The sequence below is a fragment of the Proteus sp. fly-1067 genome, assembly GCF_040139345.1.
GTDB lineage: Bacteria > Pseudomonadota > Gammaproteobacteria > Enterobacterales > Enterobacteriaceae > Proteus > Proteus vulgaris_B.
Window position 1 is genome coordinate 1 of record NZ_JBEEUL010000149.1, and the last position, 620, is coordinate 620.

Genomic DNA, 620 nt, shown 5'->3' on the forward strand with positions numbered 1-620 from the left:
CTCTAAATACATAGGTTCACCTAGTCAATATTATGGTGTCCCACTCATTAATATGGAGTCACCCAGTTCTCCTACTACATTATATTTGGTTATTGTTTCTGGTAGCATCTCTCTAAATATTGACGGGAATAATCAGAATAAAGTAATAACAGCAAATAAGCCTCCTAGTGATACTTTCAATAAATACTACAGTAACTCTATTTTTAGTGGGGTAAGCTCAACTCAAAAAGCATCAGGTTTAAAATATAGAATATATAATAGTGGGTCAGCATATGTAAAACCAGGCCTTTATTCGATTTCATCTGATAATAGCTTGACTTTCAAAAGTTTTGCTAATGCATTTCATCCAGGTGGAGCTGCTAGCGGATGGTCGACGATTAAATCTACAAGAATAATTCCTAGTTTTTTAGTTCGCCCTGCATGCACTATCAATACTCCAGCCGTCGTAGAATGGAAAAATGCTGCAATTAAACCCGTTCAAGGAACCACCTATGGCACTAAATCAACTACACTTAATTATAGTTGTGAAACAGGGCTGAATGCGATTTCAGTTTTTTCTAAGGTATCCTCTGGTATCACAGATATCAACAAGAAAAAATTATTTCTAAATAACGTGCAAA

The 620-nt window shown here is 35.3% G+C and carries 1 protein-coding gene; it reads left to right on the forward strand.

Annotation, left to right across the window (positions count from 1 at the left end; translation table 11 throughout):
• Nucleotides 1-52 precede the first annotated feature (52 nt).
• Nucleotides 53-620: hypothetical protein (locus tag ABN217_RS19680; RefSeq protein ID WP_349459920.1), on the forward strand; the 568-nt coding region annotated here is incomplete at its 3' end.